Annotated in this window: 21 protein-coding genes, 1 pseudogene and 1 riboswitch; of the genes and pseudogenes, 6 read left to right on the top strand and 16 right to left on the bottom strand. The window is 36.3% G+C overall.

Annotated elements, in window-relative coordinates:
* Positions 1-249 precede the first annotated feature (249 nt).
* The gene (locus tag MHB58_RS06420; RefSeq protein ID WP_008404968.1) at positions 250-759 is read left to right on the top strand and encodes a DUF3231 family protein; all 510 of its coding nucleotides are present in this window, start codon (positions 250-252) and stop codon (positions 757-759) included.
* A 517-nt stretch (positions 760-1,276) separates the two neighbouring features.
* Here MHB58_RS06420 and MHB58_RS06415 read toward each other — a convergent pair.
* Positions 1,277-2,158: a LysR family transcriptional regulator gene (locus MHB58_RS06415; RefSeq protein WP_008404969.1), complete on the bottom strand. Its 882-nt coding sequence runs from the start codon at positions 2,156-2,158 to the stop codon at positions 1,277-1,279.
* Positions 2,159-2,294: 136 nt separating this feature from the next.
* On the opposite strand from MHB58_RS06415, the gene MHB58_RS06410 reads away from it, so the two are divergent.
* Together MHB58_RS06410 and MHB58_RS06405 are read left to right on the top strand one after the other, a co-directional pair.
* Positions 2,295-3,032, top strand: coding sequence for an SDR family NAD(P)-dependent oxidoreductase (locus MHB58_RS06410; RefSeq protein ID WP_014824329.1), 738 nt, complete (start codon positions 2,295-2,297; stop codon positions 3,030-3,032).
* Positions 3,033-3,097: 65 nt separating this feature from the next.
* On the top strand, positions 3,098-4,342 hold the full coding sequence (locus MHB58_RS06405) for an MFS transporter (protein ID WP_014824330.1): 1,245 nt from the start codon (positions 3,098-3,100) through the stop codon (positions 4,340-4,342).
* A 102-nt stretch (positions 4,343-4,444) separates the two neighbouring features.
* Here MHB58_RS06405 and MHB58_RS06400 read toward each other — a convergent pair whose 3' ends face one another.
* From MHB58_RS06400 to MHB58_RS06390, 3 genes are read right to left on the bottom strand one after another with little or no spacing between them, the layout of a single operon-like run.
* Positions 4,445-5,356, bottom strand: coding sequence for an ABC transporter ATP-binding protein (locus tag MHB58_RS06400; RefSeq protein WP_014824331.1), 912 nt, complete (start codon positions 5,354-5,356; stop codon positions 4,445-4,447).
* Between the two features lie 14 nt (positions 5,357-5,370).
* Entirely contained in the window at positions 5,371-6,585 is a 1,215-nt protein-coding gene (locus MHB58_RS06395) for an ABC transporter (RefSeq protein WP_008404976.1), read from the bottom strand.
* 11 nt (positions 6,586-6,596) lie between these two features.
* Complete coding sequence (locus MHB58_RS06390; protein WP_340734875.1) at positions 6,597-7,712, bottom strand: ABC transporter; 1,116 nt, start codon at positions 7,710-7,712, stop codon at positions 6,597-6,599.
* Between the two features lie 375 nt (positions 7,713-8,087).
* Here MHB58_RS06390 and MHB58_RS06385 point away from each other — a divergent pair, with 375 nt between their 5' ends.
* On the top strand, positions 8,088-8,264 hold the full coding sequence (locus MHB58_RS06385) for an aspartyl-phosphate phosphatase Spo0E family protein (RefSeq protein ID WP_014824333.1): 177 nt from the start codon (positions 8,088-8,090) through the stop codon (positions 8,262-8,264).
* Between the two features lie 134 nt (positions 8,265-8,398).
* Here the strand turns inward: MHB58_RS06385 and MHB58_RS06380 are convergent, their stop codons facing one another.
* Positions 8,399-8,809 (bottom strand): VOC family protein, encoded by a 411-nt coding sequence (locus MHB58_RS06380; RefSeq protein WP_340734874.1) that lies wholly within the window; start codon positions 8,807-8,809, stop codon positions 8,399-8,401.
* 1,248 nt (positions 8,810-10,057) lie between these two features.
* Between MHB58_RS06380 and MHB58_RS06375 the strand changes: the two genes are divergently transcribed.
* Positions 10,058-10,741 (top strand): hypothetical protein, encoded by a 684-nt coding sequence (locus MHB58_RS06375; protein WP_340734873.1) that lies wholly within the window; start codon positions 10,058-10,060, stop codon positions 10,739-10,741.
* A 546-nt stretch (positions 10,742-11,287) separates the two neighbouring features.
* Here MHB58_RS06375 and MHB58_RS20285 read toward each other — a convergent pair.
* The 5 genes and pseudogenes from MHB58_RS20285 to MHB58_RS06350 all read right to left on the bottom strand — a co-directional run bounded on the left by MHB58_RS20285 (position 11,288) and on the right by MHB58_RS06350 (position 15,733).
* Positions 11,288-11,688 (bottom strand): annotated as a pseudogene (locus tag MHB58_RS20285) (terminase gpA endonuclease subunit).
* A gap of 21 nt (positions 11,689-11,709) precedes the next feature.
* Positions 11,710-12,027: a phage terminase large subunit family protein gene (locus tag MHB58_RS06365; RefSeq protein WP_340734871.1), complete on the bottom strand. Its 318-nt coding sequence runs from the start codon at positions 12,025-12,027 to the stop codon at positions 11,710-11,712.
* 344 nt (positions 12,028-12,371) lie between these two features.
* Positions 12,372-13,655 (bottom strand): right-handed parallel beta-helix repeat-containing protein, encoded by a 1,284-nt coding sequence (locus MHB58_RS06360; protein WP_340734870.1) that lies wholly within the window; start codon positions 13,653-13,655, stop codon positions 12,372-12,374.
* A 295-nt stretch (positions 13,656-13,950) separates the two neighbouring features.
* On the bottom strand, positions 13,951-15,297 hold the full coding sequence (glnA, locus tag MHB58_RS06355) for a type I glutamate--ammonia ligase (RefSeq protein WP_340735893.1): 1,347 nt from the start codon (positions 15,295-15,297) through the stop codon (positions 13,951-13,953).
* A 40-nt stretch (positions 15,298-15,337) separates the two neighbouring features.
* Positions 15,338-15,733, bottom strand: coding sequence for a MerR family transcriptional regulator (locus tag MHB58_RS06350; protein WP_008408113.1), 396 nt, complete (start codon positions 15,731-15,733; stop codon positions 15,338-15,340).
* A 306-nt stretch (positions 15,734-16,039) separates the two neighbouring features.
* Here MHB58_RS06350 and MHB58_RS06345 point away from each other — a divergent pair, with 306 nt between their 5' ends.
* Positions 16,040-16,897: a YitT family protein gene (locus tag MHB58_RS06345; RefSeq protein WP_014824336.1), complete on the top strand. Its 858-nt coding sequence runs from the start codon at positions 16,040-16,042 to the stop codon at positions 16,895-16,897.
* A 52-nt stretch (positions 16,898-16,949) separates the two neighbouring features.
* Here MHB58_RS06345 and brnQ read toward each other — a convergent pair whose 3' ends face one another.
* From brnQ to MHB58_RS06315, 6 genes are all read right to left on the bottom strand, one after another.
* Positions 16,950-18,302, bottom strand: a complete 1,353-nt coding sequence (gene brnQ, locus MHB58_RS06340) for a branched-chain amino acid transport system II carrier protein (protein WP_014824337.1) — start codon at positions 18,300-18,302, stop codon at positions 16,950-16,952.
* A 177-nt stretch (positions 18,303-18,479) separates the two neighbouring features.
* The gene (locus MHB58_RS06335) at positions 18,480-19,055 is read right to left on the bottom strand and encodes an ECF transporter S component (RefSeq protein WP_014824338.1); all 576 of its coding nucleotides are present in this window, start codon (positions 19,053-19,055) and stop codon (positions 18,480-18,482) included.
* Positions 19,056-19,299: 244 nt separating this feature from the next.
* A riboswitch (FMN riboswitch) is annotated at positions 19,300-19,473 on the bottom strand.
* A 104-nt stretch (positions 19,474-19,577) separates the two neighbouring features.
* Positions 19,578-20,801: a hypothetical protein gene (locus tag MHB58_RS06330; RefSeq protein ID WP_339264080.1), complete on the bottom strand. Its 1,224-nt coding sequence runs from the start codon at positions 20,799-20,801 to the stop codon at positions 19,578-19,580.
* Positions 20,798-21,331: an RNA polymerase sigma factor SigX gene (sigX, locus tag MHB58_RS06325; RefSeq protein ID WP_014824340.1), complete on the bottom strand. Its 534-nt coding sequence runs from the start codon at positions 21,329-21,331 to the stop codon at positions 20,798-20,800. Before sigX ends, MHB58_RS06330 begins: the two co-directional genes overlap by 4 nt.
* A gap of 162 nt (positions 21,332-21,493) precedes the next feature.
* Positions 21,494-23,272, bottom strand: coding sequence for an ATP-binding protein (locus MHB58_RS06320; protein WP_014824341.1), 1,779 nt, complete (start codon positions 23,270-23,272; stop codon positions 21,494-21,496).
* Positions 23,265-23,981: a response regulator transcription factor gene (locus MHB58_RS06315; RefSeq protein WP_014824342.1), complete on the bottom strand. Its 717-nt coding sequence runs from the start codon at positions 23,979-23,981 to the stop codon at positions 23,265-23,267. The genes MHB58_RS06320 and MHB58_RS06315 overlap by 8 nt, the downstream gene beginning before the upstream one ends.
* Positions 23,982-24,165: the final 184 nt, after the last annotated feature.

The raw sequence follows: 24,165 nt of genomic DNA, 5'->3' as shown, positions 1-24,165 counted from the left end.
GTTACGGATTGATTTACCACTTTATACATAAAAAACACATTCAACTAAGGCGTTTGCTATTTTAATGCAAGCGTCTTATTTTCAATTCACTTTTTATTCATTAGGTGAATTTTTTCGATTATTTGTTCACTTCCTTTGCAAAACAGGTGCTGCAATCATATTTTTTTCATTTATAAATGAATTAAAACACTTTTAATGCTCATACTACCGTTGTATGAAATTCACCTAATTTTGAAAGGAAGTGTAATGATGGGAATATTAACGGGTAACCCAAAAGACGAACCGTTACATTATGGAGAAGTTTTTAACATTTGGACAAGTTTGGCTGCAGGTTACAGTATGATTGCAGGGTATCAGACTTTTTATAATCATGCCGGTGACCAGGACTTGAAAAAAATAATTGAAGACTTTATCCAATTTGCAAGAGATGAAGTTAAGCAATTAGAAAAAATTCTTAAATTAAATGGAGTTGGACTTCCTCCTGCACCACCAGAACGTCCTGAAGCACGAATCGAAAATATCCCGCCAGGAGCAAGATTCAATGATCCTGAAATTAGTGCCGCATTATCTGTAGATGTCGCTGCCGGTTTAGTTGCTTGCAGTCAGGCTATGGGTATGACAATGCGAGAAGATATCGGAATGATGTATGGTCAATTCCATACAGCAAAGGCACAGCTTGGGGCAAAGTTATTACGCTTAAACAAAGCAAAAGGCTGGCTAATCCCACCACCATTGCATCTGCACCATCCGTTGCATTAATGAAAGAAAGTAATTAGTGCACAATATATTCAACTCGAATAGATATTTTTTTACTAAATATTATATTGCACTGTGATACAGATCCCCATTCACCATACAATCATTAACGCCATTTCTTATTAAAGAAATGGCGTTTTGCTTTTAAGTAGCAGGCTCTTAATAACCATAAGTTATATCAGAATAAAAAATAAGTATTTTTAATGATATAGAAATGCGTGTATATTTTACTTGTGCAAAAGATTAATTTTGCAGCACAAATAATCGAATTTAAATTACGATTTTTCTAATTCAGGACTTTTACTCAGTCTACTACTGGATTTTACAGCCTCCAACTATAAAATTCAGAACCATCAAATTTCTTGGAAGAAATTTGGACGAATTATAGTTTATTAAGTTCTGCTCAACAAATGACTACTAAACTATTACAATACATTGTTCGACAAAACAATCAACTCCCCCCTAATATTTAAATGTCCCCGTCTATGTTCAATAGGCGGGGAATTCGTCTTTTATCGTGTTATTTATGTGTATTCTCGAAATAATCATAGCAATGCTGGATAAATGCTTTAGAAATGGCTGTAGCATACGTATATTTATGTTTTAATAATCCAATCGTTCGAGTAAATTCCCCATTTTCAATGCGAACATGCTTGATTTTATCATCATACATATTCATCGACGTTTCAGGTGTAAAGGCAGCTCCACGACCATTTTTTACAAGCTGTAATATTGTCGTTGCTTCTTCTACTTCCACTTGGTATTCAGGTGTATAACCGTTCTCCTGGCAAAAATTATCCGTCAGTTGACGGAAACGGTATTCAGCAGTCAGACCAATGAATGGTAAAGAACGCAATTCGGAAAGATGAACCGACTCCAATTTAGCTTCCGGGTATGTCGAAGGTACCGTTAAAAATATTTCTTCGTTGAACAATGGAAGCCACTCTACATTCGGATGGTTCAACTTCTCCGTTGTGATGCACAAATCAAACTTTCCATATTCAATAAATTGTTCAAGATTATCCTTCGATAAAGGTACTTGCTTGTATTTTATGGTTGGATAGAAATTCAAAAACTCATTCAATATATTCGTGAATGTATAAGGTAACGTTGTAACAATGGAGAGTTCCCCATTCCCCTGCTCACGAAATTCACGTAGACCTCTCTCCAAATCCAGTATTTCAGCAAAAATCCGCTCCGCTCGTTTAAATAAAAACTCACCATTTGAATTTAGTGTAATACGTTTGCCGTTTCGGTAAAAAAGATCCATCTCCAATTCTTCTTCCAGCTGGGCAATTGCCTTACTTAATGCCGGTTGTGAAATCAAAAGTTCTTTTGCAGCATGCGACATATTTTGTACTTTGGCTGTTTCATAAAAATAGCGCAGTTTTACTAAATCCATTCAAATCACCTCCTCTTAATAACTTTAAGTTATATCAAAATAAAAAATAAGTATTTTTAATTATATATGTCCTAAGTTTAAGATATAAATTGCGCACAAGCAATTATTAAAAAATTGATTTAAGGAGAGATCTACTATGCGTTTACAAAATAAAGTTGCCATTATTACAGGAGCAGCCTCCGGAATGGGTCAAGGCGAAGCAATTCGGTTTGCAAAAGAAGGTGCAAAAGTCGTTGTTGCAGACTTAAACTTTGAGGGTGCACAAGCAGTTGCAGAAGAAATTAAAGCAGCTGGTGGCGAAGCAATCGCTGTATCAGTAAATGTCATGAAAACAGAGGATATTTTAAACTGTATCAAAGTGACGGAAGAAACTTTCGGTCCAGTTGATGTGCTAGTTAACAATGCCGGTGTATTCGACAAATATCAAAAATCGCTTGAAACTACATTAGATCAATGGAAATTTTTAATTGATATTAATTTAACAAGCATGTTCGAATTCTGTAACGCTGTATTACTAAGCATGATCGAGCGTCAAACTGGCGCAATCGTAAACATTTGTTCTGTTGCCGGTTTAGTTGCAGGTAAAGGTGGAGCAGCATACACAGCTTCTAAACACGGTGCAATTGGTTATACAAAACATTTATCTAGCGAATACGCTCGCTACGGGATTAAAATCAACGCAATTTGCCCGGGTACAATTGAAACGCCTTTAGTAAAAGACGTTTTAGCTGGTCTTTCTAAAGAAGCTGTACCGACACGTACATTCGGTCAAGTTGAAGAAGTAGCAGACTTAGCTGTATTTTTAGCATCTGATGAAGCGAAATTCATGAGCGGTACTGCGGTAACAATTGATGGCGGTTTCACAATTCAATAAATTATTTTGCATAAATTATGAGGAGAAGCATTCATCTGCTTCTCCGATATAAAAAAGGAGATAACATGGAAAAACAAGGGAAAATGCACTATGCCTGGTGGATCATGATCGCAAGTGCTGCAATTTATGCGGCAAGTGTCGGTATTATCGTAAGCTGTGCTGGTCTATTATATCGCGCTGTAGCACAAGATTTCGGTGTTGGTGTATCTGATATTAGTTTGTATACTTCAATTATGTATTTAACAGTAACAATTTTCTTACCGTTTGCAGGGAAGTTTTTAAATAAATTCGATGTTCGTTATATTTTAACAATAGCTGGTATTATAAATGCACTCGCATTCGGATTAATGAGCTTCTATACATCTGCCTGGAATTTCTACATCTCAGGTGTTGCACTTGGTATCGGTAGTACATTCCTGATTTATGGTACGATTCCATTACTAATCAACAATTGGTTTAAAGCAAAAGCCGGTACAGCATTAGGTTTTGCGATGGCCTTCATGGGTATTGGTGGTGCGATTTTCGCTCAAATCACTGGTGCGTTAATCGAATCAATCGGCTGGCGTCCAACATACATGATTTTAGGTGTATGTATCGCCCTATTAATTTTGCCATTTACATTATTCGTTATTCGTTCAAAACCAGAAGATATGAATAAACAGCCTTATGGAGCTGAAGAAACAACAAATAAAGTTGTTGTACAAGCACAACCTGAAACTGGGGTAATGAAAAACGTTGCCATCAAAACAATTCCATTCTATTTAATTTTAGGATTTACAGGTTTATTTGGTTTAGCATCTACAGTTGGCTTCCACGTACCAAACTTTATCCAATCAGTTGGTTTCTCTGCTGCAATGGCCGCTACAGGTGTTACATGTGTAACGATCGGTCAAACAGGCGGGAAGTTTCTGATCGGTGCGGTTAACGATAAATTTGGCGTTAAATTAGCATTGTTGACTGGTATCGGCAGTGGTATTTTAGGTACGATTGCGCTACTGTTCTCTGATTCATTCGGCATCGCTATGATGTATTTAGGTGCATTATTATTCGGTATCGGTTTCTCAGGGTCTACCCTTTTACCTCCAATGGTTATTCGTGAAGTATTTGGCGGTAGAGACTATGCATCCATTTATACTACAATCATGTCTGCTTCTACATTAGGTGTTGCAGTCGGTACTACTTTATTCAGTTATATTTTCGATACAACTGGTTCTTACTACATCGTATTTATTACGGTAATTACGTTATTTGTAGTTGTTATTTCTTCAAGTATCTTCTCATTGAACTGGAAGAAAAAATTAAATGTTTAAAAAGTAAAATTTCTACTCTTTTATAACTTACAAGCATACCATTCAAACTTGTGTTCGTTATAAATAAAGCCTTCGTCAAAATTGATTGACGAAGGCTTTTTATTATACAACTTCATGATAGTAAAGCGCATATAAATCATTCAATGTCACTTTGCCAAATGCAAAATCCATTACATTGTTATCCACCAAAAATTCAGTTAGCTCGCTTAACAGCATCGGTTCCGAACTAGGAAGATGCAGCAGTGTCATATCTGTAACGAGTGTTTGCTGCTCAATTAGCGGATATTTCTCCTTTAGCAGCGCTTTAACGGATTCCTCCATATTTTTCACCCGTACTGTTTTGATTTTCGCCTGGCTGAACCCTTCAATAATTTCATTCGTATCGACCAATTTGCCTCCATTGAACAGGAAAATCCGGTCGGCGTACTTTTCCAGATTATCGAGCAAGTGCGAAGCAATAATGATCATTTTCCCCTCGGCCTTTTTCTTCATTAAAATCTTAGAAATGATTTCAATATTATTCGGGTCGAGCCCGTTCATTACTTCGTCCATCATCATAATGTCTGTATTTGCTACAATTTGCATTGCAAAACAAAGACGCTGACGCATACCGAGTGAATAAGTACCCGTTTTTTTATTTACATAATGGCCCATATTCAGCGCTTCAATTGTTTCGTCGATCATTTTCGGATCGGACTTCCACATCGTTGCGAACATTTTTAAATGGGCACGACCGCTTAAATGGTTATATAAATCACTTTGATCCGGCATCATCGACACAAACTCGTGAATTTTCACCTCGTTTGATTTACTCGAATAGCTAAGATTACCGTTAAACGATACTTTCCCGCTTGTTGGCGGCAAATAGTTCATTATGACATTCATCAAAGTGGATTTTCCGGTTCCGTTTGGTGCAACTAGCCCGATCATCTCGCCCTGTTCAAACTTGATTGAAATATCGTTGAGTACTTTCTTTTCAGCAAATTGAACGGTAATATTTTCAATAGCAATCATTCGTTGTCCCCCCTTTATTTTATAAGCTTAAAACGTTTATTAAATGAAATGAGCAGCGTAATGACCAATAGGACAACTGCGCATATTGACAATAACAGCAGGCCGTATTGATAATCTACATTCTCACTTCCTAAATAATAGTTCTGATAACTAGACACAACTTTTCCGACATGGATATACGTTGTAGGAACTTTTTCCACTCCCCAAAAATACCCGATACCGCGGCTTAGATAAAACTTTTCGCCAAAAATGACTAATAGTCCGGCCGCCAAGTTCACCATTTCTTGGCGGAACAGTACACTGCTTAAAATAACTACATTAATAATGACAATGAACCATACAAGCAGTAATGATAAAGACCGACCCAAAAACATGCCTAATGTCATCATATTAGCTAAACTCTCATTCCCCCATTGCAAGAAATTAAAAGCATACTCGGGTGATGGCAGTTTAAGATGGCCGAAACCTGATTGAGCCCCGATTATCATAAAACCAATAAGTAAAGGAACAAATAATGTAATACTGCCGATAAAAGCAACACATATTTTTACGAGCAGCTTCTTCCAGTCGGCAATCGGAAAACCTTTTAACAGCGACGGGTGACGACGATCCTTCGTCACAATATCGATCGCCAGTAATAAGGTACAAATAATTAATATTAAAGGAAGCGGGCCTTTCAGAAGTCGCTCAAACGTCTGCAATGCCGTACGTTGTTCAAAAACACCAATCGACAACTCGTAATTCGCCTCATTAAAAGCACCGTACCGGTAATGTTGATCCATCGCATTTAAAGCACCTTCAACATTTGCAAATTCCCTGTCTGCCACATAATATCGGTCATTATAGAAAAGGTGTTCATTATAAAAAGTCAAATAGTTCATTTGAACATACCAGGCGCTTGTTACTTCCGCATACTTTTTCAGATCATTTGCATCAAGGGCATCCATTCTTGCCTTATCCAGCGGGTTGATATCAGCAAAATCATAATATGCTTTAACTGATGTCGGATGTACTTCCCATAAATCCCTCTTACTTAAATCATCAATAAATTCCTGACGCGTTAAATAGCGGGCTTCAATTTCCTCCCGATCGACCTTTTCAATCGGATCATAGGCAGGTGCGATTTTAAATGCATAAAATATCGCAGCAAATGCCAGTAGAAAATAGATCGCCAAGTTTTTCTTATTCGTAAAAAACTGTTTCAGTTCAAATTTAAAATATCCGTACATTTCTTTCCCCCCTAGGCCCTTTTAATTCTTCCTGTAGAGAAGAATGTTTTAATGACGAATAACATGATTAAAATACAAATACTCATAATCAGTAATCCAATATTCATCGTTACATCCACAGGACGTACTAAATCTAACGGCATTCCATTTAAAATTTCATTGAAGTTCATAAAATGGAACGGATTGTACGGGAACATACTAATAATTGAAGGGAAAATAATAGGTAAAAAGAATAGAATAAAATGAACAAACAATGTTAAATACATATTTTTCAGCAGAAAATTTAAAATAATTGATAAGAGCATTACAAATATCGAGATGACGATCATGTAGACAATACATAGTACAATATAGTACACACTTGAAATTAATGCCGGCTCACCTAAATAAACGGCTACTTTTTCGGAACTATCTCCCAAACCATTAAATAACAATGGCGACGCACTAATAAAGATGAGTACAATAAATGCAACAACATATAAAAAGGCAATGATACATTTGGATATCATATATTGGTCAAAACGAACAGGATAGCCTTTAATAATACTTGAATGCTCAAAATCATCCAGCAAAATCGAGCTCGTATAGAAGCTCATGAATATGTACCAGCCAACACCTACTAAACTAAAGAAATACAATAAAAATGGTATGTAATGAGATAAATCACTAATCGTATTTTTGCCCGATTCGTACATCGTTTTAAAATATAAATAGTTTAATGAATTTTGGAACTTGGAAGGCAGTAAATCCTCCACTTTTTCATACTCTTCCATATCAAAAGCTTGTTGACGCAGTTCTGCAATACGGTAGGACGCCTCATAATACATCGGATAATTTTCTACAGTTAATGAGGCAATTTGTAAAGCGACGGCACTTTTTTGCTGTGTCAGATTTTTAAATAATTCACTGCCATCCCCGTCCCTTGAGGCATCCTGCACTTGGAACTTGGATAATACAGCACGCGAACTATAGTAGTCGCCCCTTTTTTCATTGAGCTGATCCCCTACTGACTGTGCTTTAATAAAAAACATACAGCCGAACACAATGACGAACACTGCAAGTAACGCGACAATATTTTTTCGGTTGGAGCGTTCGATTAATAACCCTACTTTTAACGCCTGCAACATAGATAATCTCCCTCCCCTTCTATATATCGACATTGAAAACGTTTACAAACCTAAAGTTCAAAAACAGGTACTTTATTAGAATAATCTATCAATTAATAATTTTCAAACTAAAAGGTAAATTTTCAATAAAAAGGAAGAAAATCCTTCTAAATTCACTACTCTCCTTTAACTATTTCGTTTCATAACTGAAGTCAATATGAGATAAAATTATTTTTATATAATACACCTATTTTTTACAAAATTGTGAACTTTTTGTTTCTAACATGATTCGACACTGTATTATTTTGTAATAAGTTACGATGAATAAGCGCTGTTTTATTTAACTCAAAAATAGTAAAACATCGTAATACTTCAGAAAGGAATATAAATTTAGCAATGAGATTTTTATTTTTCAAAAAAATATTTAGACTAAGATTGAGAATAAGAATTGAATCTAAAAGAAAAGACATGTACAAAAAAGCAAATGATCTAGGATTCACACACCCTGAAGTAGTACATTGCAGTCAAGAGTTAGACGAATTACTTAATAAGTATTCGGATACTGCTGCATAACAATAGAGAGAATACATAAATAATGTCGCTCAGGTTCTGTACGTAGACCTGCCGTATTTATGTTTTGTTATTAAAAAAGCGTTGGAGCATAAGCCCCAACGCTTTCTTTTTATTATATTTTTGTATATACACAATTAAATACCGTCCGTGTTCATCAATACAATACACCAGCCATCCGGATCCGCAATCGTCACACCTTTTTCTGCCCAATACGGATTTTCCGGTGGAACTTCATCGTATCCCATATTAGCGAGTCGAGACTGTACAGTTTGAATTTGTTTGACATTAGGCATATAAAAAACGAGCAAATTATCTTCCGTTGGCGCAGGACATGGACTTCCATCAACATGCTCAGTAAATTCCAAATGATATGATGCATCCGGTAAGCCAATCATGATGCCGGTATATCCACGATGCCCTTTAAAGCCACCAAGCTTCTTAAGACCAAGACCTTCACAGTAAAAACGTTCGATTTGTTCTAATTGATCAGTTGGCCGTGCGATACGAAATTGTGCTACATGTAATGTTTCTGTCCACTGTTTCATTTACATCCCCTCCTTCTTCCATTTTAGATAGAAAAGGAGAAAAATACTCTACAACATACGGATGAAATCAAGATCCTACATCTCGTATATCTGTTAATATGAAAAACGCGTTGGAGCATGCAGCCCCAACGCTTCCTTCTTAGTACATCTTCATATATTGGTCACGTTCCCACTGTGTAACGGTTGTGCGGATTCTGTTCCTATATAATAGGTGGTAATTCAGTTGACTAGGAATGTTGATAAATCAATGTTTTGAGGAGTTCGTTTATTATAATACACTGTAGAAAGTAATAAGTTTGTGGGCAATTTGTGGGCAAATTTTATACATGGAAATATGCATATTGGTTAAGGTCAAACACACTGTTTACCGGATTTGCTTTTTTAACATTTGGTCCATTCTTGAAGTAACTCAATAGTTTAATGAGTAAAGGCACGCTTCTTCAATAATCGCGCCAGATTATTGAAGATCGTTATTCATTTAAAACCTTAGGTTAATGTGTCTTCCCAAACTTTGGATTAGGAACGTTATTTTAAATAAATTTGTAAAAAGAATTATGCTATTAATTTTTGAGCCTTTCTATTTGTATTTTTTATTCCTCTGTATAAGAAATACAAACAAAGTGTCACAACCATAGCTATAAGTGCAGGTAGCCATAATTGTAAATAATTTGGGCTATAATGTTATGTTTGAAAGGCTTGTTCAACTTCATTAAAATAATGGGTAGTATATTCATACCGAACAGTATACCCATATTTTCACATTGCCATTGTGCCTATATCATAGTCTGTATGTGTAATTTTATCCGTTAATAATTGTCCATTCTCATAGGTCGCCTTCGCCTTCTCGTAAGGTAATGGGTAAAACGATCAGCATTTTCAGTTAAAATACGTTGAATCAATTTTTTATATTGTTGCAATTACATCATCACTCCTTAATTAGTAGTTTTCTAATAAACTACTCGTAAAGAGGGAAAATTTTAATTAAATAGTGCAACCTTTTAAAATTAATTGCAAGAAAACAAGATAAGCAAACCAACAGCTTTTAGTTAGATTAACAATTCCATATTAGGGGCGTTAGTATCAAGTTTTTTTAATTCATATAGTTACCAATCACCATAAATATTTGTGAAAATATGGACATTCTTCATTTTGATGTAATGGAATAAGGATGGTAAGATTAAATTACTCGGGTACATAATATTGCTATAGCAACTATAACAAACATATGAATTGAAAGGGTGTCATTTTATGAAAAATAGATTCTTCAAAAAGTATCTACCAGGAGTAATGAGTGCGGTTTTACTATCATCTACAGTTGCTTTAACTTTACCACAAGAAGTTGCAGCAAAAAATAATGAAGGTAACATTTCAATTGAGAACTTAAATATTGCTGAAGATGCCCAGATTGAAGCTTTATTCTCTCAAAATAGTGATTTATATAAATTTTTAGAAGGTCTTGAAAACTTACCGATAGAGATTGCAAATCAAGGACCGAAAGAAGTAGCAAAATGGCTTACCGATCAAACAGGTGTTACAGTCTTAGCAAATGGTGAAAACTTGTTAGTTCCTTCTTTAGCCGAATTAGAAAGTGGATTAAATACTGATTTCACATTGAATGACCGAGGGCAAATTACACCTATGATAACAAGTGATTGCGTAATTGCAGCTGGCTTAATGGTTGGTAGTGTTGGTTTTCCATTATCTAAAATCCTAAAATTAAAAGAAGCTATTAGCCTTCTTGGTGGCATGACCAAAACTATAGATAGAATTTATACTCAATATAAAAAGTTAAAAAGTGAGAATTGGAGAACAGGACCTGCTATTGAAAGAGCGGTAACAGACGTTAGTAAAAGTTTACCAAAAGATCTTACTCTAGCATTTTTAGATTTCTTTAGTGTCGGTAATTTTTTAAAACAATGTTTTGGGGATTAATACCTTCTGAAGAAGGGCAGGTGTATAAATAATGAAGAAATTTTCCATACCTATTAATATTGCAATTGTTTTGTTAGCAGTATTCCAAATTTATAGTATATATAAGTATTGGGGAAGTGATGATTCTAAAGTCATCATATCGGTTATCATCTTTATTGGTTGTCTACTATTATTACTTTTCACTCGTTTTTTTAAAGTAACCAATAACGGATAGCTCACTGGACAGATAATTTAGCTTTAATATTTAAATTATCCGAATGTCAATATGCTAAAAAAGGACGCATCTCATAAAAAGAGATGTGTCCTTTTTGTATTTCAAATATAAAAAGTCATTATCCAACTTTTATAAGTTTCATAACGAATGATAATAATAAAATAATACAATAGTTGCTTTGTAATAAAGTTTAATCAAAAACGCAGATATTATACGCTAAGAGCTAACCATAAACGGATTTCCCTCCTTAGAGTACTTTCGCAACATACCAACTATTCACTTCTTTTGGAATTACTGCATTTTGACCAGGATCACCATAGAAAATTTTATAGTTAATACCATAAAGAAACATCATTAATTGCCCATCCAACAACTTCAACCTCTAAGCGGTCATCTTGAACATCGACACCAGCTGTTAATACTAATGCTTCTTTTGGAACGTCACAGTTATAACGAATACGGCGAGTAATTAATTTCTCATGGTCTTGGTCATTTGTTTTGTCCTCCCACGATTCACCTAAGTAGTATTCACCCAGGTTTTTAAATTCTCTGTACCTTTACGCTTAGCAGACTTAAATTCCTCGATGATTCTTGACCACTTTTCCCAAGGTGAGGCTAAAGCGTTTAAATGAAAGCCGCGCTTCGTTGCTTCGGGATTTCTAGCAATCCATTGTCCTGGACGTGATTTCCACTCGACTTCTGCATGCTGTTCTTTACAATGAACACATTCCATAGCAACTGCATCAAACCGTATTTATGGCCAACTATACGGCTGTAATTTACCACAACTTGGACATGAGACGCTCCACTGTTCTTTCGTACTCTCCTCATATTCCATTTCAATACGAGATGCCCCCTTAATTGTAGGTGTAGAAACCGTAATCCATTTGTAGTTCCAAAAGGTCTTCGTTCGCTTCTGTGCTAGAGATAATGGGTCTCCTTCAGTACCTGCAGAGGATGGGAACCTGTCAACTTCATCCGCTAATACAATCCTTACTGGACGTGATGCTAAGCTCGCTGAAGAATTGGCACCAACTAATGTTAAATGACCGCATATTGAACATTTTGGCAAGTGCTTTTGTGTTTACTATGGTTTTTTCATCTAATTTTGTTTTTCCAGTACTCGACATTTGCACACCTCATTTCTCAAATATAACTTTGATTTTGCTAGAAGGGTGGAAGGAACGTTATTTTCGAACATATATCTAGATCGTTTCTGGGGTTCGCGAGACCCGCAGACTTTGAAAAGTTCGCCAGAGGGACCCACTTTTATTTTTGCACACTTATAAATGCACAAAAAAGACGACGTAGCTTGAGCCACATCGTCTATCGTTATATTGTTTAATAACTATTGTATACTACCATAATAGCACGATTATTTTGAGAAAGACTGCCAAAATTCTTCCATATCTTTATTTATTCAACAATAAAATCTTTTTTAATTGGTTCTGAAAGCTTGTCGCCATCAATCGATAATAACTTATTAGATATAACTAAGGAATACTTCTGTCCAGGAGTATAATTTTCTTTAGGTGTTATAGTAATAGTATTATTCGAGCTATCAAAATCAAATTCTACTACAATTTTATTATTACTATAATCAATAATATAAATATTGTCTGTATTTAATGTAGATAAATCAACCGATTTACTTAGTGTTACCTTCCATTGTTTATCTTTTGTAACATTATCCACAGGTAACCAGAGATAGTTACTATTAAAATCAAATTCCTCCTTTAGTATAGACTTAATTATTGCTGTAGGTTTTGTATTCTCTAGTCCGCCATGAATATTCTCTTTAACCTTTTCTATATCGATCGTTCCCCAATAGTTATTTGAAACATCAATGGAACTTTTATAACTACCAGTCAAACTTAAATCAATTACTTTACCATCTTTCACATTGTTATACATTGAATTACCATAAAAGTATTTCAAGTTTTCACCAGCTACTATTCCAACACCTAAGTTGTTATATACTTTGTTACCTATGATTGTAGAACCATTACTACCTACTGATAACCCTATTAATCTGTTATTAAAGATTTCATTACCTATTACTTCAAAGTTCTTTCCAACTAAACTCACACCAAAGAAATAATTTTTTTCATAAACTTTATTGAACATAATTTTCTCTTGATTACCATCAGTTATTTTTATTCCACCGTAGAAAGTGTTATGAATAATATTATTTGAAATTGTATTTCCTGGGATCTTATAATTTACAGTTGACCCATAAACCTCAATACCATAGTCACCGTTAATAATTTTATTATTATCAATAATATTCCCAACAGATTTCCAAATATTTATTGATGCAGTAGATGATGATCCTGTTCCTGCACTTAGTATTTCAGCATATTGAATTTTATTATTATCACTATTTAAGGAAATACCATACCAAATACTATCAGGGGCTTTATCAAAAATTACTGGTTTATCAATTGTTCCATTAACTAATAGTTTTCCTGAAACATTTAACGTACCACCCTCTGAAAAATAAATTTTTGTCCCTTTTTCAATACTTAGGGTAGCCTCACTATCAATTAATAAGTCTCCTTTTACAAAATACGGACTATTTTCTTCAGTCCATATTTGATCACCTAAAAGAACTCCCTTAACAGTTGTGTCTGCATATGTATTATTTTCAAAGAAGAACAACGCAATAACAACAACTCCTAATAATAAAAACTTTTTCAATTAACTCACTCTTTCTCTCTAGTATTTCTATGAAGTCTACTAGTTCATTTTACATAGTTTTAATTTTTTTACCAACTTTTTTATTTAACATATCTTATATTCTGTTAACCTCTACCGACTATTAAAATCAGATATACCACCTCTTTAATATGTTTTTCACTTTTGATTTCGATGAATACATGGAAAAATTGGGACAATAAAAAAGTTTGTGGGCAAAATGTGGGCAATCAAAAATCAGCTTGTGGGCAAGAAAAATGATAAAAGCGTTGGAGCTTACAGCCCCAACGCTTTTTTCTTAGTACATCTTCATATATTGGTCGCGTTCCCACTGTGTAACAGTTGTGCGGAACATATCAAACTCCACTTCTTTTGCTTCTTTAAAGTTTGCATAAATATGTTCACCTAACGCATCGATGATTACTTCATCTTTCGCTAAAGTACTTAATGCTGCATCCAATGAACCTGGTAAACTTGCAATACCATAAGCTGCACGCTCTTCAGCATTCATCACGTAAATGTTACGGTCAACCGGTGCTGGTGGCTCGATTTCATTTTTCACGCCATCCAATCCTGCAGCCAAAATAACAGCCATTGCTAAGTACGGGTTTGCAGATGGGTCAACTGAGCGTAATTCAATACGAGTTGATAGACCGCGAGATTCCGGAATACGTACTAATGGTGAACGGTTTTTTGGTGACCATGCCACATAACAAGGTGCTTCGTAGCCAGGTACTAAACGTTTGTATGAGTTGACAGTCGGATTCGTCACCGCTGTAAATCCTTGAACATGCTTTAATACACCTGCTAAGAAATGTTTTGCCGTTTTTGATAACTGTAAGTCTTCCCCTTCATCCCAAAACGCATTTTTGCTTCCTTGGAATAATGATAAGTTGAAATGCATTCCTGAACCGTTCACGCCGAATAATGGTTTTGGCATAAATGTCGCATGTAAGCCATGTTTACGCGCAATTGTTTTTACTACTAATTTGAATGTTTGGATGTTATCGCATGCTTCCACCGCGTTGGCATATTTGAAGTCAATTTCGTGTTGACCCGGAGCAACTTCATGGTGCGATGCTTCAATTTCAAAGCCCATTTCCTCCAATTCCAATACGATATCGCGGCGGCAGTTTTCCCCTAAATCTGTCGGTGCCAAGTCGAAGTAGCCACCATCATCGTTCAACTCTAATGTCGGGTTGCCTTTTTCATCTAATTTAAATAAGAAGAATTCTGGTTCAGGTCCTAAGTTAAAGCTTGTAAAACCTAATTCCTCCATTTCTTTTAACATTCTTTTTAAGTTAGAGCGAGGATCCCCTTCAAAAGGAGAGCCGTCCGGACGTGCGATGTCACAAATTAGTCGGGCTACTTTCCCTTTTTCTGCAGTCCATGGGAAAATCATAAATGTATCTAGGTCCGGGCGCAAATACATGTCAGATTCTTCAATACGTACGAAGCCTTCAATTGAAGAACCGTCAAACATCATTTTGTTATCCAGTGCTTTGTCTAACTGACTTACCGGAATTTCAACATTTTTAATTGTTCCTAAAATATCGGTAAATTGCAGACGAATAAATTTAACATTTTTATCTGCTACAATTTTCTTAATGCTTTCTTTCGTTGTTTTGCTTGTTCCATTCACCATTACATTTGCCATACTTCAACACTCTCCTTTTTAGTTGGTCCTACTCAGTTTTATATTGAAAGAAACGCGATAAATCGCCTTGACGTAGCGATGTTTTTTGCATGCGCTGTGCCTGCAGCATTTCTTCACGCAATATAGTCCGCAATTCTGTATCTGTCACGCGTACCACGTCAGGTTTCTTTACATACTCTTTCGATCTCATTGCAAATACCTTTTTGACACCCGCCATATTAATGCCCTGGTCGAGTAACTCTCTTATTTCCAGCAATGCATCAATATCATCAAGAGAAAACATCCGGCGATTCCCTTCTGATCTGGCAGGGACGATTAGTTCATGTTCCTCATAATAGCGAATTTGTCTGGCCGTTAATTCCGTCAATTGCATAACCATGCTAATCGGCAGTAACGGCATAGCTCTTCGAAACTCTCGACTCATTATCTCGCCTCCCTCTTCTTACCATTTACTTTAAACCAATGTAATATCCCTTGTCAATTTAATGTTATAAAAACTAACATACGTTTTTTAGAACGATCTTATCGCATAATTCGAACATTCCCTTAAATGGTTTTATAATCCATGTTACGTTTCAGTACATATCCCGTAATTAAATGACGTAAAATTTCATTACTATATACATTGATGCTATTTTTTTTGCAAAAAAGTTGGTTAATTTACTCGTTGAAAAGTCATCTGGCCGAAATTCATGTATAATTATTACCATGCAAATTGAGGGGGAATTTTATGTCGAAGCAAGACATCGCAAAGTCAATCGGACAAAAAATCATTGTTATTATTGGCGGTTTAATCGCCGCTTATGGATTAGAAGCAGTATTAATACCAAATAACGTATCGGATGGCGGAATTACGGGGATTAGTATCGTTATTTCTCAGCTAACGCCAATATCATTAGGCCTGCTGATCGCCTTACTAAACATCCCGTTTATTTATTTAGGATATAAACAAATCGGAAAAACATTTGCTATCAATTCTGTTATCGGGATTGCATCATTAGCAATCGGTACTTCGCTTATGCACCATGTACCAACAATCATTACTGGCGATGCGTTGCTTATTACAGTTGTAGGGGGGATCATTTTAGGTATCGGTATGGGTTTAGCACTCCGCAATGGTGGGGCTCTCGACGGGATAGACATGCTTGCTGTGTTACTTTCCAGAAAACTCCCTTTTGGTACAAGTGATCTCATTCTATTTTTAAACTTTTTCGTTTTCATTATCGTTTCGTTTGTTTTCGGATTCAAAGGTGCCTTGCTATCAGCAATTGCGTACTATATTGCATCGAAAGTTATCATAATTGTAGAAGAAGGACTAAGCGGCTCTAAAACATACAAAATTATTACGAACGAGCCACTTAAAATGGTCGAAACGATCCGGGACCGCTTAGGACGAAGCGCCACATTCAATACGGTATACGGTGCTTACTCGCATCAGGAGTTCCAAGAAATCACTTGTGTAATTAACCGAATGGAGGAAAGCAAAATAAAAGGAATCATTCGTGAAATCGATCCGAATGCCTTTGTGACGGTGTACGAAGTAGTCGAAGTTAAAGGCGGAAACTTCAAAAAGCAAAATATCCACTAAAACAGAAAACGGGTGTGTAAAAGGAAATTTTTCCTATTACACACCCATTTTTTTAATTCGTATTTACTTCACCGCTGCGATTCGGAATACATAATCCGATAACAGCTCCAACTACAGCCGGTACAATCCATCCTAAGCCAATTGAATAAAGCGGCAAGTAGTCCGCATAGATCGTTGAAATAGATGACAACAAACTTACTTCAAATGCCGGTACACTACCGATCAATGCATTGTATCCATCAATTATACTAATAAAGAATACCAGCACAATCGCACCTGTAAATACAGGTTTTTTATAGTGAAACAACGGTCCTAAAAGTGCCAGGATTATTAACACAATTGCCAGCGGGTAAAGGAACATCAACACCGGAACCGCATATGTAATAATATTCGTTAACCCAAAGTTCGCAATGATAAAAGAAACAGCACATAGCATCACTACAAATGTCTTATAGCTGATTTTCGGAAACACTTCATGGAAAAACTCACTGCATGAAGTAATGAGCCCAATACTTGTTTTCAAACATGCAAGTACAATAATAATCGCCAACAAAATCGCACCGTATGAGCCGAAGTAATGATCAGCTACAGCCGCAAAAATTTGCCCACCATTTTCAAATGTACCAATAGCGGTTACACTTGATGCTCCCATGTAAGCAATCAGACCGTATATTAGCATCATTAATGCCATTGCAAAAATACCCGATTTCCAAGTCGCTTTTGCAATTTCTTTTTTATCTGTAATACCTGTCCGTTTAATCGCATGGATGACTACAATACCGAACGCAAGTGAAGCAAGTGCATCCATCGTATTATAGCCTTCTTTAAATCCTGTCATAAACGCCTCGTTAATATAAGCCCCAGCAGGCTCAACAAATTTCCCCATCGGAGAAAATAGACTAATTCCGATTAATAAAAATAAAAATATTAAAAAGGCTGGCGTTAAGTATTTTCCGATAATGTCCATTATTTTCGCCGGATTTAACGAAAAGTAAAAAACTATCGTGAAGAAAATAAAACTGAATACCGCTAGCCACAATGTTGCCTGTGAAGGATCGATAAACGGTTCAAATCCAACGACAAACGGTACGGTTGCTGTACGTGGAATTGCAAAAAACGGCCCGATTGTTAAATATAAAGCCAATGCAAAAAACAATCCAAACACTGGATGTACTTTACTTGCCAAATCACGCAATCCATTACTTCCCGACAATCCGATTGCCAGAATTCCTAAAAACGGCAAACCAATTGCCGTAACTAAAAAGCCAATTAGCGCAAACCAATAATTCGTTCCTGCCAATTGCCCCATTTGAATCGGAAATATTAAATTTCCCGCTCCAAAAAACATACCAAACAGCATCGTTCCGATTACTGCATAGGTTGAAAATGGTATTTTTTTGTCCATCATATTCTCTCCCAAGATGTCATTTCATGGTGTTTTAATGAAACGTCCTAATTTTCTTAACAATGTACAATATCATATCAGCCCTATAACAGAATGACAATAGTAATAGTAAATATAAAAGGAGCGGTGTCATAAAGTTAACACTTTTACGACATCGCTCCAAATTTTATTATTTAATTAAGCTAAATATTGTCGGCGCTGATTTTCAATCCATACACGCATTGTACGGTAAAGCATCGTCACGACAACAATCATCATAATTCCTTTGACAATATTAAATGGTAAAATACCCAGTACGATCGTTTCGTACATATTATATTCGAAGCCTAGTAAGTACGTATACAGCGGTAAGAACGCCACATAATTTAATGCTGCCATTCCTAGTGACATAACAACCGTAGAAACCACTAAGCCTGTCATCAACCCTTTTGCAGAAGGGAATTTTTTATAAATATAGTAAGCTGGTAAAATGAATAAGACACCTGTAGCAAAGTTTGCCATATGGCCTACCGGAATTCCTTCAGGAGCCCCTGTGTAAATCCAGTCAAGCACATTTTTGACAAGTTCAACTAGAATACCCGCAACAGGACCCATTGTAATTGCCGCAATCAATGCTGGCACATCACTGAAATCAATTTGTAAAAACACTGGGAACCATGGTAGTGGGAAGTTTAACAACATTAGAACAAATGAAACTCCACTCAGCATTGCGATTGTTACGAATGACCGTAACTTTAAACTTCTTTTTTGCATATAAATCTCTCCTCTTTGCTGATTCCATCTCGCAAGAAGAAAGGACGTATCAAATCATTTCATGAAAAAACCCTTATACTCAAATAGAGCATAAGGGAGAAATAGGCACACTTAAATAAAGGGTCTATCAGTGCATTTGCAGCAATTCCTGATTTTTGTATACGAAAAAATATTCCGCAACAAATAAGGAACTTGAAAATAAGTACTGCAAAGCACGGCATTTTCAAAAAAATGACGACCGTACCTTCACCTTCTCCCATCCAGACTATACTGTCGGCTTTGGAATCGCACCAAATCCTGCACACAAAAGTGGCTCGCGGGCTCGAAAAGTTTGACATAACTTCCTCCAAGTAAATGGTCAGAGGTTATCACTTTTATTACCGCCGGTCGGGAGTTACACCCTGCCCCGAAGATGAATCAATATGAAATTATGTAACAATTACCTTGCTACAATTCTTATTATATATAAAAAAAAGGAATTGTAAAGCCCATTGCTTACAATTCCTAGTAAATTAATTTGGATTATTGAAATTCATAATGGATACGATTTGCAGCAATCGGCTTCTCCACTGGTTTTGTGAAATCAAAACCGCCCCATTGTTCCTGTACAATATTTTCGAATTTGACTTGTTTATCAAAACTTGCCGCTGTCATTATTAACCCTTCAATCATTCGCATTGCTTGTGCAGGCTCGTAATTCTCCAAGTTTAAAGGCTCTTCAAATGTAATCGTAACGACTGATTCAGCGTCTTCAACTTTTAAATATACACCTGGCAATATAACCGTTCTATATATATCGTTCGCTTCCACCGTCATATTTTTGATTGCTTCTTCGACATTTGTAAAGCTCATTCGGAAATTCGGACTTAAATATACCGCCCCATTGCGCATCTGATACATAAAATAATTATATTGAGCGTTCTCATCATTTAATAGAAACGGCTCATTTACATCGCCAATATGATCGAAGTAAATTGGTTTTCCGGAGATATTTTCTATTTGCACTTCCGTATATGCATCACTGAAAGTATCGACAAGTGAACCAAGATAATTCGATAAGGAAGCTGTTCCTGCATCATATTGGTGACCCTCCGGCAATATGTGAACTAGCGTGTTCCCTTCTTCTCGCAATTCACCCTTGTAAGGATGATATTCATTAAACCCGAGCGACTGTTCATCAAGCAACGGACTGAATGTATTATAAAGTTCCAGCTTTGACGGATTTTCTGTACCTGTTTTTTCGGCAACAACTTCATTTGGAATCAATATGCTCACTGGTACGCTTTCTGCATCATCCCCTGCAAGACCAATTTCTAATAATGTGTTGTCGGCAAGCTCATTTTCATAAACTAACGTTTGCTCCGGTTGAGCTTCCGTCGTAAAACTATTAATCATGGAGCGCTCATTTTGTGTAGACGCATCTTCTTTTGCACTCATCGTCATATTTTCTTCCGTTTCTGGAGTCTGAATGTCAAATGTTTCATTTTGCATTGTGACGGACTCATTATTCCCTATAAATTGTGCGCTGATTAAAACAATAATAAATATTGATGCAATCGAAACGAATAACGGTGTCCAACGGATGCCTTTTTGATTGTTTTGCTGTATATGAGGCGGATCTTCATTAAATGCTCCATCATCCTTTAATCGATTAAATACCTCATCTTTTGAACGATGATCGGTTACTTTCGGTGCTTTTTTCAGAAAAAGTTCAATCTCTTTTTCATCCCAATGCTCCTTTTTCATAATGGATTCGCCTCCCTTCCTTCTTGCTCTTCCAATAGCAGCCGCAGATTCTTTAAAGCACGGTGCTGTGTCGTTTTAACTTTGCCGGGCGTCCACCCTAAAATTTCAGCTGTTTCCTGGATGGACAGTTCTTGAATAAAACGCATAATAATAACCATTTTCTGATCTCCTGAACATTCTTCCAATGCAACCAATAATTGATGGAGCTGATCATTTAATTCGGTAAATTGTTCAGGTGAAGGGATTGGGCTTACGAGTTGCTCTGTCTCCCAATCAAATGCTGTAAATGCATGCTTATCACGTACTTGTTTTTTTCTAAAATGATCGATCGCTACATTTTTTGCTATTGAAAACAGCCAGGTCTTTTCAGAGCTTTTCCCTTCGAAACGGTCGTATGATTTTAATACACGAACATACACTTCATGGGCAAGATCCTCAGCTGTGGTACGGTCTTTTACTAAGTAGAACAAAAAATTAAAAACATCCTGATGATACGTATCGTATAATCGATGGAAAATGGATTGCTGCACCCATCCCACCTCCATTCACGTAATTTGTCGTTTTCGAAACAAAAAAGTTACAATAATCATCCGTTTATAAACGAACTAGTCAATTAAAAAGAAAAGTTTATCACTTTGAGCGATTCAAAATGATAAACTTTTTCATACTCATTATTCCATTACCCCATTTTTTTAAGGTAATGGCAAGTAAAATGTAAAGGTTGTACCTTGCTGTTCGACACTATCAACAGAAATTCTTCCGTTATGTGCTTCCACAATATTTTTCGTAATGGCCAGACCTAAACCCGTTCCGCCTTTTGAGCGAGTACGTGCTTTATCAGCTTTGTAGAACCGTTCGAATACATATGGCAAATCATCTTGAGGAATGCCTTGCCCTGTATCGCTCACTTGAATTTTTGCGTAATTTTGCTCATTTATCATTGAAACAGTCACGGATCCATCGGCTGGTGTATGGCGAATCGCATTATCAATTAAGTTCGTTAACACTTGCTCGATGCGGTCCTCATCAATCGAAATAAGCGTTTCGTCCGAAAAGTCTGTTTCAATCTGCAGTTGCACATGCTTTTCTTTCGCTGTTTGGTCAAACTTATGTGTCATTCTTTCAATAACTGTAACTAATGGTACTTCTTCCTTATACAGGGTCATATGTCCCGATTCCATCCGCGCCAAGTCAAGTAAATCTGTTACAAGACGACTCATACGCTGTGATTCATCATATATTACACGGATCATATCTATACGTTCTTCCTCTGTTGTCACAACCCCATCAATAATCGCCTCTGAATAGCCTTGTAGCATCGCGATTGGTGTCCGAAGTTCATGTGAAACATTGGCGATAAAATCTGATTTCAGCTTTTCCAGTTTTGTTTCCTCGGTTTTATCTCGTATAACAGCGACTGCCCCACGAATGGAGTCCCTGCTGTACAGCGGACTAATCGTTATACTGTAATAGGATTTGCCCATTTCAAACTCTTCGTCCAACTGATCTTCAAAATTCAAAACATGATCAAGCATTTGGTAAAGTTCATCAGGTATCGGCTTGGAGCTGTCCAATCCTTTTTCGACGAACCATTTTTGCAGTAGCCGCTCTGCAGGAGGATTGCTCACTAAAATCGTTTTATCACGATTAAATGTAATAACGGAATCGGTCATCGATGTTAAAATACTCGATAATTGTTCTTTTTCCTGGTTGATCACTTCCAAATGATGCTTCAATTGGCGACCCATCTGGTTAAACGCAACGGCAAGCTGACCAATTTCATCATTTTGCTTCGTTTCAATTTTAGAATCGAAACGTCCCTTTGCCAATTCGAATGCATGCTCTCTCATTTTACGCAATGGAAGCGTTATTTTAGAAGATAGGAAAAATGCAAAAATTGTCGTCAATATAAATGCGATGGCTGCAGCTATAACAACAATTTTCGTTGTTTCATTACTTGTCTGGTGTAACGCATCGGGATTTTTGTATATAAAAACGGCCCCATGTAAGTCTTCAACACTTTTCAGTGGGAAACCTAATACAATATAATTGGTGTCACTCGCATCTTCTTCCCGATTTGAAGGCAGCTTCAGTTCCTCTACTATCGGCTCTGATGATGCATATACTTCTTCAAATGCTTTACTGCTTATGATTTTTTGCTGAATTTCTTCTTTATTGATTCCTTCTTGTCTTGCATACAATATTTCATCTGAATTTTTGGCGATAAGTACATTTGTTGTTTCCGTTAATAATTCCGAAATAATCGCAAACTGCTTATCATCGATTTCTTCCTCATCGATAATGCTCGCAATAGCTGCGGCTGTTTGCCTTAATGAAGCCTCGGACTGCTCGTTATGATAGTTTTCAAGAAACTCCAACATGAAAATGGTGAAAATAAACAGGACAAATGAAACGAGAAGCAAAATGGTTCCCCATAGCTTCCCGACAATACTTGTTGCTATTCTAATCATTTACGACCTCGAATTTATAGCCTACTCCCCAAACCGTTACAATCATTTTCGCTGCATTTTCAGAGACACGGTTCAATTTTTCACGCAGGCGCTTTACATGTGTATCAACTGTGCGCAGATCACCAAAGAAATCATAATGCCAAACTTCTTTTAATAATTGCTCACGGTCGAAAACTTTATCGGGTGATTTCGCCAAAAAGTATAATAATTCGTATTCTTTCGGTGTTAAATTTACTTCCGTTCCATCTGCTGTCACTCGATGTGCATCATGATCAATTGTTAAATGCGGGAACACAACTAGATCTTTAGATGATGAAGAATTTGAAACAGGTGAAAATACTGCTGAACGTCGTAATATTGCTTTTACACGCAACACGACTTCTCGCGGACTAAATGGTTTCACAATATAATCATCCGCACCAAGCTCAAATCCTTGTACACGGTTTGCTTCTTCACCTTTTGCCGTCAACAATATAATAGGCGTTGTTTTCTTTTCGCGCAGTTCAGCACAAACTTCCAAACCATCTTTTTCAGGCATCATAATATCCAACAAAATACAATGATAATCTTTTTCAAGTGCCATCGAAAGTGCTTGTTCTCCATTTTCCGCTTCTTCTACTAAATAGCCCTCACGCTCTAAATACATTTTTAACAAACGACGAATTCGATCCTCGTCATCCACTATCAACACAGAAATATTTTCAGACACTGGTGTTGCCCCTTTCAAAACTCTATTTCTCTTCTCTATTGTACCTTTTTAGTGAACGATTGAAAAGAAAAGCCCAATCATTGTGATTGAACTTTTCGAACTTTATGACTGTTTATTAATTATTTTGTATAGAATTGGAAACTATTATAATTGCTTTAACGATAGGTTGAAAAGCAGTTATTGT

Origin of the sequence: Solibacillus sp. FSL K6-1554, assembly GCF_038005185.1 — a bacterium.
GTDB lineage: Bacteria > Bacillota > Bacilli > Bacillales_A > Planococcaceae > Solibacillus > Solibacillus silvestris.
The sequence above is the reverse complement of the archived record's forward strand: the minus strand, read 5'-3'. Positions and strand labels throughout refer to the sequence as shown.